This window comes from Ruegeria sp. YTSC199, from assembly GCF_059609725.1.
The window spans coordinates 77,694-93,773 of the sequence record NZ_JBXWMF010000019.1; the positions used below are offsets into that span (position 1 = coordinate 77,694).

The following is a 16,080-nucleotide window of genomic DNA, read 5'->3' on the forward strand; positions in this document are numbered from 1 at the left end:
TCTGGCTGCAACCGCATGGCCAAGATGCTTGGTGTTCCGACTTAATCTACAGCTGCGACCCGATTGGCAGGATCGCCAGAAATCCAGCTTTTAGATGGTCGAATAAGCTGCCGGTTGGCTCGCTTCGGTACAAAGAGATCGCGCCATCTTCGCGGAGCGATTTCCAGGTAACCCGGTCATTCTCATCCAGTTGGACTGAATAGGTGTTTTCCCGCAATGCTTCATCAAGCACGCGGACCGCACGCGCCGTCAATTCCGGAGAGTCCACCAAGACGCCCATTTCCGTATTGATGTTGACGGATCGAGGATCCCAATTAAAAGAACCGACAAACAAATAATGATCGTCGATTGTGAAGGCTTTGGTGTGAAGTCCGGCCCGAGATTGACCCCAATGTATGCCCCGCTGCTGGACTTTGTCGGAATCCGGGCGCAACTCAAAAAGTTCGACCCCGCCCTTCAGAAGCGCGCGCCGTTCCTTCGCATAATGCGCATAGACCGGAGCCACATCGTTGGATGCCAGCGAATTGGTGACAACCCGCACTTCTACCCCGCGATCCTCCAGATCGCTCAGCCACTGAACCCCTTTTTTGCGTGGCACAAAATAGGCCGAAACGACGTTGACCGACGTTTCCGCTTCCTGAAAATAGGGAACAAGTTTGGATGCCAGGATTGGTTGGTCGTTATCGACCCCGGCTGCTTTGGACGGCGGGTCCGAATACAGTTTCGCCGGAACCCAGTTCAGCTTTAGATTTCCAAGCGCGAAATTCTCCCGCGCAGACTTTCGAACAGCGGCGGCATAGGGCGTTTCCAGCTCTGCCGAGACGATTTCGTCCAGCCGCACACGCGCATCTTCCAACTCAAAAGCGTCCGGTTCGCCAATCACGGCGCTGGCCGGGACCGCGAATTCGCTATTCCAATAGTCGTCAAAATTGTCCGACACCTGATCCACCACGGGACCGGCCACCAGGATGTCCAGATCAGAGTAGTTCATTTCTTCTTTGGCCAGAAAATACTCATCACCTACATTTCGCCCCCCAACGATCGATATCGTGTTGTCAGCGGTGATGGATTTGTTGTGCATCCGCCTGTTAATGCGCTTGAAATCGGTCAGCCCCGCGATCAGCAGGCTTTGATCACGCCAGAAAGGGTTAAAAAGCCGGATTTCAATGTTCTCATGTGAATCCAGCGCTGCCGTCATGGCGTCGTAGCCGGACGTGTCCATGTCATCGAGTAGTAGCCGCACGCGCACGCCCCGGTCTGCGGCATTCAGCAGGCTTTGAGCGAACAGCCGACCCGTCAGATCGTTGTGCACAAGGTAATATTGCGCATCCAGAGAGACATCCGCCTGGGCGGCCAGCAAAAGACGCGCGGCCAGGGCCTCTTCCCCATTGCTGATCAGCTTGACGCCGGATCGCCCATCTTGTGGATTGCCCAGCTTGCGCACCACGGATGCCAAGCGGCTGTCAGAGGGCGCCTGAAAAGCCCGGGACGGAGTTTGCGAGAATTCCCGGGGGCCGTGTGAACACGCCGTCAGAGCCAATGCGCCCAGCAAAGCTCCCACAATCATTTGTATTCTTTTGGTCATTTTCCGCACGTACCCCAATCTTTGGCTCAAAGTTGATCAACCCCGAACGTATCGCAACTGTTGGGATCTGCGGTTTTGTATCCGCGGTAGAACCGGTGCTGTCAGACGAATTCGAACTCGTCTCTGGCAGGCTAGTACGGCTGTCCTTTATCCCGCGCCAAGTTCGCGCCACTGGGCAAGAGCGGCGGTGCGCGTCAGCTTCAAGGTGTCTCGGCTGGCGAGCGATCTTTCTTGGTTGAAATGGTTGTAGACGGAAGAGTGGACGGAGGCAAATTTCTGTAAACTTCGCATGCGCCGGAAACGTTGCATGGTGCGCTCTCTTCGTCGGAATGGCAGGTGTGAATTCTCGACGCGATTGTTAAGCCATCTGCCTGTCATTTGCTTTTCCAACCCACCTAATTCCCTGAGCGCAGCTTTGTACGAGGCGAAGCGGTCGGTGACGATCTCATCGGCGCAACCGTGGCGTTTCAATAATTTCTTAAGAAATTTCACCGCTGCAGCTTTTTTTCGGCGTTTGGTGACAACTGTTTTCAGCACCTCGCCTTCGTGATCCACAGCCCGGTAGAGATAATGTCGCTGGCCATTCACCTTCACGAAAACTTCGTCCACGTGCCATTTCCATTTTGAAAAGGCTCGGAGTTGCTGAACCCGTTTTCTTCGGATCTCCGCAGCAAAAACCGGCCCGAACCGGTTCCGCCAGTAGCGGACGGTTTCATGGCTGACGTCGATGCCACGCTCGTGCAGTAGGTCTTCAACATTGCGTAGTGACAGCGGAAATCGGATGTACCGCATCACCGCCAGGCGGATGACCTCGGGACTGGTTTTGAAGTACTTGAAGGAGGCAGGTCTGGTCATGGGCAAAAGCTACGCAACCGCCCTGCCCGCCTCAAGACAAGTTCTTCTGACAAGACCGTCTGAAAGTAGGCATGGACGCCGATCTGGTGGTTCTTGACGAAAACACTGCGGTGCGGCATGTGATGGCCCGGGGGGAATGGCATGTCCGCGATGGCCAGATAGCCCGGCGCGGCATGTATGAACAGGTTTGAGCGTCCACGCGGTCCCCGGTGGCTGCCCGCTATAGCACCGGAAGGTAATTAGGATATGTGCCCCGCACCCATTGATGCAGAGACCCCGCGCGGGTTCATCATTCCAATTGGCGGTGGCGAAGACCGCGTCAAGGAAATGCAGATTCACCGCAAGTTCGTGGAACTGTCCGGGGGTGCGGATGCCGATATCGTTGTGATCCCGACAGCTTCGATGCTGGAAGAAACCGGGCCAGACTATAACCGCATTTTCTCTGAACTCGGGGCCGGTCAAGTTGAGTTTCTGCCCATCTCGCGCCGCGCCGATTGCGACAATCCCGAATATGCCGAAATGCTGGACCGCGCCACCGGGATATTCATGACCGGTGGGAACCAGCTTCGGTTGTCGGCGATTCTGGGTGGTACGCTCGTCGCTCAGAAAATCCGGCGCCGGAATGCAGCGGGTGTACCGGTTGCGGGAACCTCTGCCGGGGCTTCGATCATGTCCGAGCACATGGTTGCAGGCGGGAGCAGCAATTCGGCCCCGGCCGAAGGCAATATCACTCTGGCCCCGGGCATGGGGCTAACCAATGCGGTCATCATTGACCAGCATTTCACACAGCGTAACCGTCTGGGGCGCCTGTTAACCGCCTCATCTTTCAACCCTTTTCTGATCGGATTGGGGATTGACGAAGACACGGCGGCATTCATTGGGCCTGATAACGTCCTTGAGATTGTAGGGAGCGGAACTGTCACGGTGGTGGACGCCAGCCATCTGACGCATTCGTCGATGTGGGACGCCCGCCGCGGGGAGGCGCTGAGCCTTCTGGGGCTTCGGCTTGACGTTCTGGGCGAAGGGTGCCGTTATGATCTAGCGGCTCGCCAGGCTTTTCCGCCGGATGAGCATATGGCGTTCTGTACATTACCGGACCTGTCCGGGGGTGAGGTCGCCAGCGGGGGGGAATAATAAGTTAACCAACGGGGAGCCTCATGAAAATAATTTCGACCAATGTCTTTGTCGGCCCGAACGTGTGGGCAAGTTTTCCGGTTATTCGCCACGTTATCGACTTGGGTATTCTTGAAGAATGGCCTTCGGCAAAAATTGGTTCCGAATTTATCGACGCATTGATCGAGGCACTTCCCGGTTTGGCCGAACACGGCTGTTCCTATCGCGAACCCGGCGGGTTCATTAGACGCCTGCGCGAAGATGAAGGCACTTGGCTGGGTCATGTGTTGGAGCATTGCGCCATCGAAGTGCAGAACGTGGCCGGTTCGGATGTAACCTTTGGCCGGACGCGCGGCACAGGCGAACCCGGCCAGTACAACATGGTTTATGAATACCGCCAGCGCGACGTCGGCCTGGAAGCGGGCAAGCTGGCGATGCGTCTGCTGATGCATCTGTTGCCACAATTCCTCAAGGAGCAAGTTGATTACGACTTTGATCCGGATTTCAACTGGGATGACGAGTTGCGCCGCTTTGTGCTGCGGGCTCAGCGTAAGGAGTTTGGTCCCTCAACTGGTTCGTTGGTCAAAGCGGCACAAGAGCGGGACATCCCCTGGATCAGGTTGAACTCAGGCTCACTGGTGCAGTTCGGGCATGGGAAGTACCAGAAACGCATTCAGGCAACCATCACCTCTGAGACCAAACATATCTCGGTCGAGATTTCCTGCGACAAGGAAGATACGCACAATCTGCTGAACGATCTGGGCTTGCCGGTACCACAGCAGCGCATGGTTTATTCGGTACGCGAGGCAGCGAAAGCGGCGGGACGTATCGGGTTTCCTGTCGTCGTCAAGCCGCTCGACGCCAATCACGGACGCGGTGTTTCGATCAACCTGAATTCGGAATCCGAGGTCGAGGCCGGTTTTGCCGAAGCCAAGGAACATTCTCGCAGCAGGGCCATTCTGGTAGAAAGCTTCATCACTGGTTTCGATCACCGAATGCTGGTGGTGAACAACAAGCTGGTGGCGGTGGCCAAGCGCATTCCCGGGCATGTAGTTGGTGACGGCACACACACGATTGCCGAACTGGTTGACATCGTGAACCAGGACCCGCGCCGTGGCATCGGACACGAAAAAGTACTGACCATGCTCGAAATCGACAATCAGGCCAAACGCCTGATGGAGAATGCGGGCGTGAACGAAGAGACCGTGTTGCCGGATGGCGAGATTTTCTATCTCCGATCGACGGCAAATCTGTCGACTGGGGGTACGGCCATCGACCTGACGGATGTGGTGCATCCTGACAACCGTGACATGGCCGAACGCGCCATCATGGCGGTTGGGTTGGATGTAGGCGGTGTGGATTTCCTGATCGACGACATCACCAAATCCTACAAGGATATCGGCGGCGCGATCGTCGAAGTGAACGCAGCCCCCGGCTTTCGAATGCACGTGGCCCCATCCGAAGGTCAACCGCGCGACGTTGCAGGCAAAGTGATCGACATGCTGTTCCCTGCCACTGAGGAAACCCGCATCCCGATTGCGGCGATCACAGGTACTAACGGCAAGACGACGACCTCGCGGATGCTGGGGCATATCATGAAAACCAGCAGCAAGACCGTTGGCATGACCTCGACTGACGGTGTCTATGTGGACGGTAAGCTGAGCGTCAAGGGCGACATGACGGGACCCAAATCCGCGCAGATCGTCCTGCGCGATCCGGCGGTTGATTTTGCAGTGATGGAAACTGCGCGCGGCGGGCTTGTGCGATCAGGTCTGGGCTATCAACGCTCAAATGTGGCGGCATGTTTGAATGTCTCGGCGGATCATCTGGGTCTTGGTGGTATAAACACGGTCGAGGAATTGGCCGTCGTCAAGCGCGTGGTGGTAGAAAGCGCTACGGATACGGCGGTGCTGAATGCCGATGACATCAATTGTCTGAAAATGGCCGACTACGCCGGAGCAGATCAAATCTTCTATGTCACCACCAATCCGGGGCACAGTTTGGTCAAGGAACATATCAAGGCAGGCGGCAAGGCCATCGTGCTTGAAAAGGGCATGAATGGAGACATGCTGACCATCTATGACAACGGGCTTCATATCCCGGTTCTATGGTCACATCTGATCCCGGCGACATTGGAAGGTAAAGCGATTTTCAACGTCCAGAATGCGATGTTCGCCGCCGCGATGGCTTATAGTTTCGGAGTGGACCTGGACAATATCCGTCACGGGCTGCGCACCTTCGACACCAGCTATTTCCAGGCGCCTGGGCGGATGAATGTCTATGACGAACATCCTTTCAAGGTGATCCTAGACTATGGCCACAACCCCGCCGCGTTGAAGGCAATGGCGGCGCTGGCCGATCAGTTGGAGATCAAGGGCCGCAGGCTGTGCGTTGTTGCGATGCCCGGCGACCGACGCGACGAAGACATTATCGATGGAGCCGCCGCGTTGGCCAGGCATTTTGATCGTTTCATCTGCAAGGCAGATGACCGCCGCCGGGGCCGCGGGCATGACGAGGTGCCGCAGATGATGCGTCAGGCCTTGATCGACAACGGCGTCGACGACACTGCCATCACGATCATCCCCGACGAGGTCGAAGCGGTGAGTGCAGCGTTGGAGCAGGCCGCGCAAGGCGATCTGCTGGTGATCTTTGGTGATGACACAACACGTTGCTGGAAACAGATTATCTATTTCAACTCTGATGGTGAAGCACCAGAGGCCGCGCCGGTGGCAAGCCCTGCCGAAACCTCGTTCGAGGATATGTTCGAAAGCGACCAAAACCTGATCCGGGATGAGCGTGGCGTGCGTCTGGCCCGTGAAATCAGCGAAGATGCGGATTGAGCGGAGGCACCGGAATGGACCGGATCGAAGAGCTTGAGACCGCGCTGACAATCGAAAGCACGACTGGTGACCATATTCAGGTGGATGATGCCCGGCGGCTGACCGGGCCGGGCCTGCTTTGGAACCGACCCGGCGCAGTGATAGACGTGTTTTTCACCGATATCGCTGCCACGCAGGTCACCGCCCTGTGGGAGAAACATGCGCGTCGGGTTCTGGATACGCTTGGCTGGCAGGATCAGGATCTGACCCACCGCATCTTTACCGGTGGCGTCAATCTGGCGATTTCGGCGCCAATGGATCAGCTCTATTCCGCGATCTTCGCGGTACAAACCGCCTGGCATTTCTGTGCTGCCGAACTGTTGGCATTCGAGCCCAGAAATTTCGATCAGATGGTTGCGGATGTCAAAGGCGTCATGGAGAAGGAAGCCAATCCGGCGCTGACCGCCTTGATCGCGGCAGCAGAGGCGCATGGTGTGGATATCCTCTGCGATGATGACGAGGTGTCGATCGGGCACGGTACAGGCAGTCAGACCTGGCCGGTCGATGCGCTACCTGCCGCCGATAAGGTGGATTGGTCTGCTCTGCACGATATTCCGGTCGCGTTCATCACCGGAACCAACGGCAAAACCACTACAACCCGTTTGCTTGAGGCGATTGCGCGCGCTTCGGGCAAGGTCGCCGGGCTGACCTCGACCGAGTTTGTACGGGTGGGTGACGATATTCTGGACCGTGGCGATTACTCAGGCCCCGGTGGCGGGCGGATGTTGCTGCGCGACAAACGGCTTGAGGTTGCCTGTCTTGAAGTCGCACGCGGAGGCATCCTGCGTCGGGGTCTGCCGACCCGCGCCGCCACGGCAGCGGCAGTCACCAATGTGGCGAACGACCATCTGGGGCAATATGGGGTCAACACGGTGCCGGAACTGGCACAGGCAAAATTCGCCGTACATCGCACGCTGGCCGAAGGTGGCGTGCTGGCCCTGAATGCCGATGACGACTATGTCCGCGCCGAGGCGGCGAATACATCGGCAAATTTCTGGTGGTTTTCGCTCGATGCGCAGAACGACCTGATCCGTGAGGCTCGCGATGCAGGCAAGTGTTGCGCCTATGTAAAGCAGGGAGATGTCGTCTTTTTCGACGGCGCGGCCGAACAGGTAGTGATCGCAGTTTCCGATGTTCCCCTGACCATGGGCGGCGCTGCGAAATACAATATCCTGAACGCGCTGGCGGCCTTGTGCCTTGCCCTGGCGTTGGACTTGCCCATTCAGGCGGCCCGGCATGGATTGGCCGGATTCAAGCCGGACGCCAAAGATAACCCAGGTCGTTGTAACGAGTTTCGGTACAATGGAGCACGGGTCTTTGTGGATTTTGCGCATAACCCGCATTCGATTTCGGCCGTTTGCGATGCGCTGTCGAGCCTGCCGGCAAAACGGCGTTTCATCATGCTCAGCCATGCGGGGGACAGATCGGATCAGGATATCCGAGACGTAACTGCGACAGCACTGAAATTCCAACCCGACGTAATCGTCGCAACCGAGCTGCAGGGGTATTTGAGAGGTCGCGAACTAGGAGAAATTTCTGACCTGATCGAACGGACAGCGTTGAAACATGGGTATGGTACAGAACAAATTCTCAGAGCTGCTTCGCCCACACAAGCCGCTTCAATGATACTTGAAAAGCTGGAGCCGGGTGATATTGCGTTGCTGCTGGTGCTGTCCGATCGCGACGCTATTCTGGCGATGCTCGACGGGTAAAAAACAAAGCCGGGTGCCAGATTCACGAATTTGAAGCCAGCACAATGCAATATCAGCATGCGCAAACACAGATAGGCAGAGCTTCGGGTACCAAAAGTGTTGCACCTTTGATCTGAGAACGGTCAGAAGCGGAATGGCGTAGGACCGACTATTTGATCGTTGTCCAGCAATTGCTAGTTTGGGCTCGTGGAAGACCTTGAGGCGGCCGCAGCAATACCCCTGCCCTGCTAACAACTAACCACACGAACGGCCCAGAGCAGACATTCATCGCAGTCACCGGCGCCGCGGTGCGGCTTCACCAGACCCACCATTCGCCGCAGATGCAAACTCGTGGTGCAGGCTAAGTTACAGTCTGCGGACAAAGCCGCCAATTGTTCGATTTTTGCCGAAGTCCGCTTTCGACCCGCATCAATAACGACCGATTAAGCCAGAAAGGCATACAGCAGCTAGCGAAAGCGAATGAGTTGACCGATTGTGGCGCCTCAGTGGGTCAATCCGATACATTCCATCCCGCGTCATGCAAAGCGGAAATCACGCCTTCAGATAATTCAGGGCGAGAGTAAAACGCTTCCAGAACCAGCCTTGGATTGAACTCCGGCCAGGACCCCTTCAACTGGATCACCGCCTCCTTCGCTTCTTTAAGTTCACCCAACTTCTGATAGGCTGCCGTCATGTAGACCAAAGAGAGCGCGCTGACAGGGTCACCACTATTACTCGCAAATTCCAGAGACGAGATTGCTTCCCGGAATTTTCCAAGGTGAAAGCTGGCTACGGCGTGAATGTTCCGATGCGCAAATTGGTGACTTCCGATTTCTCGCGGATGGTTTGGGTCACTAACGGTATAGGCTTCTTCAAAATGGCCCAGAACCAGTAGTATCATGCCGCGAAAGTCCAGAACGTTTCCATCATTAGGTCGAAGCGACTGTGCCAGCTCTGAATATTCCAGGGCGCTGTTATAGTCTCCAGAGACATAGGACACCCAGGCCAATGCGGATTGGCTCCAGCCACTTGAAGGTGCAATATCCACTGCTTTCAGTGCCATTGCTCTTGCGTCCCTTTTCAGAGCCTCGCGCTCCGCCTGGTTTCGCGTTTGAAGGGACTGGGTCCCCAGGCTGTGAGCTAACCCTGCATATCCACAATAGAAATCGGGGGCTTCTTTGATAGCCATTCTAAATACATCGCTGGCCAAGATCTGATTATCGATGCTGGCAACAGGAAACAGCAGGCCGCGACCTTGATCGCAATAGTTTGACGCCTGTACAGCCGCAGGTGACTTGCCGGACAAAGCTTTCCGCTCAAGCGTCCGCGCAGGTGTCTGGGAGTTGGCCGCAACGGTCAATTCCGAGCGATTACCCCAAAAATAAACCAAGGCCATGGCCCCTATTGCGACGGCAAGAATAACAATCATCCAATACGGCCTAGACCTCACTGCTGAATGATCAACTTGAACCGATTCACATGACTTCGAACAGTCCTCGAACCAAGGCGCATACCCGCCACTGTCGATGTGAATACGCAGATCGTCATCGACACCAAACGTCTCGTAGTATTGCTCAAGTTTCCGTCGTAGCCGCCCTGCATCGACGCGGACGACGTTAACGTGACCGTCATCACGGGCAAAACTCTTGAAGTAAACATCCTGAGCAATCGTTTTACCAAGAATAGCTTCGGATCTACCTGCAACGGCCTCTTCGACAACATAACTCAGGAAATTCCGTAGGCGTTCCGCTTTGGCGAATGTGTCACTTTCCAAGATCCGAGCAAGCTCCTCCCTGACACGGGATGCGTGTCGTTCCGGATCAAGGATCAAAGCGCTGCCAGACATCTGAAGACTCAAGTTTCGCAGTGTTATCAGCCCTATACTGTCGAATGAATATTTGAATGTCACCCTAATTTCACGGTGTAATCCTTCCGCGATACGCGTTTTGCCCTCAGGCTGGCACCCAGAAAGGAACCAGGTTTAAGGATGATGACGGACGTCAAATTGTTGGAACTCGCATTCCCGGATCATGTCAGCCAAATCCATCAAATGCGGAAGACCCATAATGGATTTGACGCGCTCTGCCAGGACTTCGATTTACTCGCTGATGAGTTGGAAAAACACTCTGCGAATAGCAATTCAGCTGGCCAATTCACAACCAATCCCATCACCGAAAGTCTTGACGGGTTGATCGAGGAAATCGCCGAACACCTCTCAGAAGTCGTCCATTCCCAGGTTGTCCCTAAAGCCATTTCAGAAGTGGTTTCTGTATTTATCCAGGCATGTGAAAAGGACTAAGAATATGATGCAAGACAGGTGGAAGAAATCGACAAAATCAATTGGCGCGCTCGCTGCCGCGGCGACATTGCTCGCCACGAGCGCGTTTAGTCAGGCCCCTCCGGTACAAGAGCCCTCATCCCAAGAAGACATCGAGGCCGCGCTATCAGGTGGCGTTCCAATGGGCCGTTGGAAAGAGGGTTTGACCTTCGAAGGCATCTCGCCGCAACCATGGTTAAAAAGCGCCGCAAACTGGTTCCCGCGCACCGAAGACGTGCAACCCAACGAAATGCGTATCATTTTCATGGGGTCGGCGCCGTTCATTCGACCTGGGCAAATGAACACGGCGATTCTTGTTGAGCTGGGTAACGGCAAAATTTTCATGTTTGACATTGGTGAGGGTTCGCCAGCGAACATCATTGCCAGTGGCTACGCACTGAATGAAATCACTGATGTTTTCATCACGCACCTGCACGTAGACCACTTTGGTGGGTTGCCGTACCTGTGGATGTTCGGAACCTGGGCCGGTGGATGGCACGAGCAGCTGACGGTCCACGGCCCGTCCGGCCGTACCAAAGAGTACGGCACCGCAACGATGGTAGAAGGCATGAAAATGATGACCGGCTGGCACCGGGACGCGTTCAGTGTCTTTCCCGTTGGCAAAGGTTGGGACATCGAAGTCAACGAGTTTGATTTCCGTGACAATGGCGGCGTGATTTATGACGAAGACGGGGTCAAAGTCACACATTGGCAAAGAAGCCATGCCAAAGACGGTGCGTCCGGATATCGGATGGACTGGAATGGCATGTGCTTCATCTGGACAGGTGACGGTCGACCCAACATGATCGATATTCCTTTTGCCAAAGGCTGTGATGTCTTCGTCACGGAACAGCAGCAGGAAATCATCGAAATCTCCTCTGGAGTTCAAGGCGTGCCGCCTTTCCTGGGGCGGTATACCGTCGATACCCATCACACGCCCAGTTATGCGGCTGGCTACATTGCCAATCTGGTGCAACCCAGGCTTCTGATGAACACTCACATGAGCTATGACCCATATCAGATCGAGGAAACCGTGGCGGAGATCCGAGAGCACTGGAAAGGCCCCTATCACTTTGGAGCGCCTGACGGGATCGTTGTGAACGTCACCAAAGATCAGATATGGGTTCGCGAAGGCATATTGCCCGAGTTTCCGAACTCAAGAGCGCCGCAGTTTGACTTTAGCAATGGTCAGTTGATCGTGCCCAAGCCGCCGCATCAGCGTGAAGACATTCAAGAACCCTACGTGCGCGATATGGAGATCGATCCGAAGCTGTACTATCCCGAAGGATATCATCCTGAATTGTTGACGGAGTGGCCAGTTGATGACGATCTTGTTGTTCCTCTGGATGCGCTTCCCGAAAATCTGAAGGAAAGTATGGGCGCGGCGTGGCGCCATCGTGAAGCCAACCGCAAAGTGTTGGAAGAGCAAAGCGACAATTAAGTCATCATAACAAACAGGGCGATCACTCGTAAGCTCGGGTGGTCGTTCAAACTTTCCGGAAACATCACGAAGGAATGAAGTCTTGTTAATCGTACTCGGCCTCTACTTTGGAATAGTCTGGTTGGTCTTTTCCAAGTTTCGCCTTCTCCCCTGGAATGGGTTCTGGAAAACTCTGGTTTACGGTGTAGCCGCTGTTATCGCTCTGGTGGTCATCGGTGCGCTGAACCACACAACCCCGACTGGCCCGGTATCCATTCAGGGTGTTTCAACGAATATTGCTCCGAACGTGGCGGGCACGGTTACAGAAGTCGTTGTGGAGCCAAACCAGAAAGTCGCAAAGGGCGAGATCCTATTCCGGATAGATAATGAGGTTTTCAAAGCCGAGGTTTCCAGACTCGAAGCTGTCTTGGAAACTGCAAAGTCATCTGCCGATCAACTGGTATCAGATTTATCAGCTGCCGAGGCCGAGATTGAATCCTTGACTGCTCAGCTGACTTTCGGAATTCAGCGTCGTGATGACATCATCCGTTTGGAAGAACGCGGGGCATCAACCACGTTCCAACTGCAAGAGGCTGTCTCAACCATCGACCAGTTGACCGCGAATATCCGCGCAGCCGAAGCCCGGAAGACAAGCCTTGAGCGGCGTATCGCCGCGAAGATCGACGGGCGTGACGCAGGTGTTGTGGAGGCCGAACAGACACTTGCTCAAGCTCTTTGGGATTTAGAGCAAACAGTTGTAAAAGCGCCGGGAAACGGCGTTGTCACGGCTGTATCACTACGACCAGGTAACCGTGCCACTCCGCTACAAGGGGCAATTACTTTTGTCGAACCCGGAGACTATGCAGTAATTGCTACTCTTCCCCAATCCAGTCGTGCCAATGTTTCGGTCGGTGACGAAATCCGGCTTGCATTTAGAACGGAACCCGGTGGAGAAATTACCGGCCATATTTCCGATTTTCCGGTCGGAACTGTCGAAGGTACTGTTGATCTAAGATCAGGCCTTCCCTCATTGCGGGAACTAACCGGGATATCCAGCTACATCGTATTGGTTGAACTGCCTGCAGATGCAGACAATAGTTACTTGCAATTTGGAACGTCAGGAACAGCTCTGGTCAAGACAGACGAGGCCGGAGCCATTGGTGTTTTGGCAGAGATCCTTTTCTGGGTCACCAAGAAGCTCAATTATCTTTGAAAAACCTGACCAAAGCATCTGTGTCATCAATGAAAACTGTCGAACTCAAATCATTGGTATTTCGGTGGCCCGGTCAACCCGACCCGGTGCTCTCAGTCGATGACTTCGATCTTGAGGCCGGGGAAAGCGTGTTTATGAGAGGCCCCAGTGGCAGCGGAAAGACCACGTTGCTCTCGGCAATTGCCGGCGTGATCGATGTACCGCAAAGCGCGGTTCGCGTTGCAGGAACGGATGTCGGGGCTTTGGCCGGAGGTGATCGTGACCGTTTTCGCGTGGATCATTTGGGGATTGTTTTCCAAGTCTTTAATCTCTTGCCTTGGCTCAGTGCGCTTGAAAACACGTTGCTGCCCTGCCGGTTTTCAGCACAACGGCGCAATCGGTCGGGGCCAGACCCCAAGGCTACCGCAACACGATTGCTAAGTGAGCTGGGTCTTGAGAATGCTGAGCTGATCAATCGACCTGCCAGCGCCCTGAGTGTTGGGCAGCAACAACGCGTTGCGGCGGCGCGGGCACTGATTGGGGCGCCCGAAGTTGTTTTGGCGGATGAACCCACCTCGGCTTTGGATGAGGAAGCTAAAGACTCGTTTGTCCAGCTGTTGCTGAAGGAATGTAAAGCATCAGGGGCGAGTTTGCTATTTGTCAGCCATGATCGCAGCCTGGAAAAACACTTCGATCGGAGCGTTGACTTGCCGATGCTGAACGCGGGCAAAACGTGATGTTCAATCTTTGTTATAAAAGCCTTCTCAATCGCCGCTTTATCGCTGCGTTAACTGTTCTTAGCATTGCCTTGAGCGTGGCTTTGATTGTTGGCGTTGAACGACTGCGAACAGAGGCACGAGCGGGTTTTGCCAACTCTGCATCAGGTATCGACCTGATCATTGCGGCACGCGGAAACGATGTGCAGATCCTGATGGCAACGGTTTTTGGTGTCGGCACAACAGGCGCTGGTATCAGCTGGGACAGCTACGAGATGATCGAAGATTTGCCTCAGGTAAGCTGGGCAGTGCCGATTATGATGGGTGACAACCACCGTGGATATCCAGTGATCGGAACGTCCGAGCAATATTTTGACCACTTTCGTCATAGTGGCGGCCAGCAACTGGTATTTGCTGAAGGTGTCCCATTTAGGTCTCCAGACGGAGCAGTGATTGGAGCAAAAGTTGCTCAGGCGTTCGGGTACACGCCAGGAACTGAAATCGTGAATGCCCATGGCTCAGGGGAAATTGCCTTTGATGTCCACGACGAAGCACCTTTCACAGTGACCGGCGTGCTGGGGCATACCGGGACGGCCGTCGACCGAATGGTCTTTGTCTCGCTCGAGGGTTTCGACGCCTTACACGAAGAACCTGCATCAGAGGTTGCGGACCCGTTCGTTATGGTCGATGCACCTGAGGCCGCCGAAGAACACGGAGACCATGACACCGCGAATTCCCATAATGAAGATCACGCAGACAGCGTATATGCGGACGGGCATGTGAATCATGGCGAAAGCCATGGACAAGACGATCACCATGCGGAGCACAGCGACCCTGACGAGCATGAAGAAGGGCATCGGGATCATGACGACCGTCATGCTCACGGAAGCGGCCATGAAGACGAGGCGGAAGCTGTCAGGAACTCTGGCGGGCACGACCACGGTGGCCATGATCATAAACCGGGGACCATCAACGCGATTTTTGCCGGGCTTAAAGAGAAAACGGCGGTGCTTTCCGTTCAACGGCAACTGGCAGACCATCGCGACGAGGCACTAACTGCTGTTCTTCCTAACGTCGCGCTATTGCAGCTTTGGTCGATTACCAGCACGGCCGAGACTGCGCTGCGTCTGATGGCAGGCGCTGTAGCTGTGGCTGGAATGATCGGCATGGTGGTCATGTTATCTGCTTCGCTCGACAATCGTCGGCGTGAATTCGCGATCCTTCGATCCGTGGGCGCAACACCAGTCGGTGTCTTTTCCCTGATCTTGCTTGAAGCCGTTTTACTGTTGTTGGCCGGCATCGTGCTTGGATTAATCGCACTCAGCGCTCTCACGCTTGCGATAGATCCGGTTCTTGCCGCAAATTTTGGGCTTCGCATCGGTGTTGGCCTGCCGAGTTTTCGCGAGGTTCTTCTCATAGCCCTCGTTTTCTGCTCTGGTCTTTTTGCCAGTATTATACCTGCGCTAAGAGTGTACCGAATGACGGTATCAGACGGACTGTCGGTGCGGCTTTGAATAAGAGGACCCGGTGAAATGAAAACCATTACGCATTCTCTGTACATCTTATTCGCCATTGCGATTGCCGGGCCTCTTCTGGCAGAAGATCCGCGCAATATAAGTTGGCAAGATCTCCTTCCTGAAGAGCGGCCCTACCACGATCCATTTGCCACCCTAGAATATTCTCAGATCAATGCGTTGGCCATGCTTTACCGGATTGAGGTTCTGCATGCGGACAGTGCGGATGACGAGAGGCGCGCTGAAGCGGTTCAAATCCGCGGAGACCTTGTATCTCAAGGCCTTGACCCTGACTGGTTGTTTGAACAACGCGAAATTGTGATGAACCAACGGTTGATTGCCGCGCGCGAACCGAACCCTGACCTATTGGGGGAGAATGTGCGTCTTCCTGGCTATCTCCTTCCCTTGGATATTGTCGACCAGAAGGCGGTCGAATTCCTTCTGGTTCCGACAGTTGGAGCCTGCATTCACACACCTCCTCCTCCGGCCAATCAGATGGTCTATGTGCGATACGAACAAGGCTTCAAAATCGAAGAATTGTATAAACCCGTCTGGATCAGCGGTGAAATACGGGCGCAAAAACGGTCACAGTCCCTGAGCTATGTGGATGGACAGGCCGATATTAAAACTTCATATGCGATGGATGCTTTGTCAGTAGAGATCTATGAGTGACCTGTAAGGAAAATGGTCCGTTCTATGATTTTACCGGGATGCATCCCAGGGTGCCGTCAGACAAATTCGAACTAGTCTCAGTTTGCCGCGGAAAGCGCGAACCTATCCGGAACAAAGTTGACGCCA

The 16,080-nt window shown here is 54.8% G+C and carries 12 protein-coding genes; 9 read left to right on the top strand and 3 right to left on the bottom strand.

Features of this window, described 5'->3' with window-relative positions; all coding sequences use genetic code 11:
* Window positions 1-46: 46 nt before the first annotated feature.
* Complete coding sequence (locus AC2FEE_RS17805) at window positions 47-1,585, bottom strand: phospholipase D family protein (protein WP_496866673.1); 1,539 nt, start codon at window positions 1,583-1,585, stop codon at window positions 47-49.
* 147 nt (window positions 1,586-1,732) lie between these two features.
* A complete protein-coding gene (locus AC2FEE_RS17810) occupies window positions 1,733-2,440 on the bottom strand; it encodes an IS6 family transposase (RefSeq protein ID WP_496866674.1) in 708 nt (235 codons plus the stop codon).
* A gap of 246 nt (window positions 2,441-2,686) precedes the next feature.
* Between AC2FEE_RS17810 and AC2FEE_RS17815 the strand changes: the two genes are divergently transcribed.
* From AC2FEE_RS17815 to AC2FEE_RS17825, 3 genes are read left to right on the top strand one after another with little or no spacing between them, the layout of a single operon-like run.
* Window positions 2,687-3,574, top strand: coding sequence for a cyanophycinase (locus tag AC2FEE_RS17815; RefSeq protein WP_496866675.1), 888 nt, complete (start codon window positions 2,687-2,689; stop codon window positions 3,572-3,574).
* Window positions 3,575-3,597: 23 nt separating this feature from the next.
* Window positions 3,598-6,393 (top strand): cyanophycin synthetase, encoded by a 2,796-nt coding sequence (cphA, locus tag AC2FEE_RS17820; protein WP_496866676.1) that lies wholly within the window; start codon window positions 3,598-3,600, stop codon window positions 6,391-6,393.
* A gap of 14 nt (window positions 6,394-6,407) precedes the next feature.
* Window positions 6,408-8,144, top strand: a complete 1,737-nt coding sequence (locus AC2FEE_RS17825; RefSeq protein WP_496866677.1) for a Mur ligase family protein — start codon at window positions 6,408-6,410, stop codon at window positions 8,142-8,144.
* Window positions 8,145-8,634: 490 nt separating this feature from the next.
* On the opposite strand, the gene AC2FEE_RS17830 is transcribed toward AC2FEE_RS17825, so the two are convergent.
* Entirely contained in the window at window positions 8,635-10,032 is a 1,398-nt protein-coding gene (locus AC2FEE_RS17830) for a tetratricopeptide repeat protein (protein ID WP_496866678.1), read from the bottom strand.
* 81 nt (window positions 10,033-10,113) lie between these two features.
* Here AC2FEE_RS17830 and AC2FEE_RS17835 point away from each other — a divergent pair, with 81 nt between their 5' ends.
* From AC2FEE_RS17835 to AC2FEE_RS17860, 6 genes are all read left to right on the top strand, one after another.
* Complete coding sequence (locus AC2FEE_RS17835) at window positions 10,114-10,422, top strand: hypothetical protein (protein WP_496866679.1); 309 nt, start codon at window positions 10,114-10,116, stop codon at window positions 10,420-10,422.
* A gap of 4 nt (window positions 10,423-10,426) precedes the next feature.
* Complete coding sequence (gene gntH / locus AC2FEE_RS17840; protein ID WP_496866680.1) at window positions 10,427-11,881, top strand: guanitoxin biosynthesis MBL fold metallo-hydrolase GntH; 1,455 nt, start codon at window positions 10,427-10,429, stop codon at window positions 11,879-11,881.
* A gap of 82 nt (window positions 11,882-11,963) precedes the next feature.
* Entirely contained in the window at window positions 11,964-13,073 is a 1,110-nt protein-coding gene (locus AC2FEE_RS17845; protein ID WP_496866681.1) for an HlyD family secretion protein, read from the top strand.
* 29 nt (window positions 13,074-13,102) lie between these two features.
* Window positions 13,103-13,789 (top strand): ABC transporter ATP-binding protein, encoded by a 687-nt coding sequence (locus AC2FEE_RS17850; RefSeq protein WP_496866682.1) that lies wholly within the window; start codon window positions 13,103-13,105, stop codon window positions 13,787-13,789.
* Window positions 13,789-15,282 (top strand): ABC transporter permease, encoded by a 1,494-nt coding sequence (locus AC2FEE_RS17855; protein WP_496866683.1) that lies wholly within the window; start codon window positions 13,789-13,791, stop codon window positions 15,280-15,282. The genes AC2FEE_RS17850 and AC2FEE_RS17855 overlap by 1 nt, the downstream gene beginning before the upstream one ends.
* Before the next feature lie 18 nt (window positions 15,283-15,300).
* Window positions 15,301-15,954 (top strand): DUF3299 domain-containing protein, encoded by a 654-nt coding sequence (locus AC2FEE_RS17860; protein WP_496866684.1) that lies wholly within the window; start codon window positions 15,301-15,303, stop codon window positions 15,952-15,954.
* The last annotated feature ends 126 nt before the right edge of the window (window positions 15,955-16,080 follow it).

Coding starts and splice junctions, on each gene's coding strand:
- AC2FEE_RS17805 (WP_496866673.1), bottom strand. CDS start 1,585: ATGACCAAAAGAATACAAATGATTGTGGGAGCTTTGCTGGGCGCATTG.
- AC2FEE_RS17810 (WP_496866674.1), bottom strand. CDS start 2,440: ATGACCAGACCTGCCTCCTTCAAGTACTTCAAAACCAGTCCCGAGGTC.
- AC2FEE_RS17815 (WP_496866675.1), top strand. CDS start 2,687: ATGTGCCCCGCACCCATTGATGCAGAGACCCCGCGCGGGTTCATCATT.
- cphA (WP_496866676.1), top strand. CDS start 3,598: ATGAAAATAATTTCGACCAATGTCTTTGTCGGCCCGAACGTGTGGGCA.
- AC2FEE_RS17825 (WP_496866677.1), top strand. CDS start 6,408: ATGGACCGGATCGAAGAGCTTGAGACCGCGCTGACAATCGAAAGCACG.
- AC2FEE_RS17835 (WP_496866679.1), top strand. CDS start 10,114: ATGACGGACGTCAAATTGTTGGAACTCGCATTCCCGGATCATGTCAGC.
- gntH (WP_496866680.1), top strand. CDS start 10,427: ATGATGCAAGACAGGTGGAAGAAATCGACAAAATCAATTGGCGCGCTC.
- AC2FEE_RS17850 (WP_496866682.1), top strand. CDS start 13,103: ATGAAAACTGTCGAACTCAAATCATTGGTATTTCGGTGGCCCGGTCAA.
- AC2FEE_RS17855 (WP_496866683.1), top strand. CDS start 13,789: ATGTTCAATCTTTGTTATAAAAGCCTTCTCAATCGCCGCTTTATCGCT.
- AC2FEE_RS17860 (WP_496866684.1), top strand. CDS start 15,301: ATGAAAACCATTACGCATTCTCTGTACATCTTATTCGCCATTGCGATT.